We start from the raw sequence: 326 nt of genomic DNA, 5'->3' as shown, positions 1-326 counted from the left end.
AAGGTTCATGATAACTCCATTTATTCTTATTTTGCTGAGCGAGTCCGTGTTGGCTCACTCAACATGTAGGGACGCATGAATTATTAATCGTTTGCTTTAGAATTCCTTTAGGCGGAGTGACAAATGATGTGGTCAAAAAATGACGCGTATTGTGCAGATGCACAATATCACGACATTTTTGAGAGCCGAGTCGCAATATAAAGCTCCGCTAACCCCACAAAATTGGTAGTTGGTAGCCCTGTTATCTCGGTGATTTTCTCTAACCGATAGCGCAGAGTGTTCCGGTGAATAAACAGCATTTTAGAGCATTCTGTTACATTGCCATT

General features: G+C 41.4%; 1 protein-coding gene. It reads right to left on the bottom strand.

The window, feature by feature from the left end; translation table 11 throughout:
* Positions 1-167: 167 nt before the first annotated feature.
* Positions 168-326, bottom strand: a 159-nt coding sequence (locus IQR33_RS28990) for a PucR family transcriptional regulator (protein ID WP_193844270.1), incomplete at its 5' end; no start/stop codon positions are given.

The sequence above is a fragment of the Vibrio sp. OPT46 genome (genome assembly GCF_015163535.1).
Lineage (GTDB): Bacteria > Pseudomonadota > Gammaproteobacteria > Enterobacterales > Vibrionaceae > Vibrio > Vibrio alginolyticus.
Note: the sequence above shows the minus strand (reverse complement) of the source record. Positions and strands in the feature narration are given on the sequence as shown.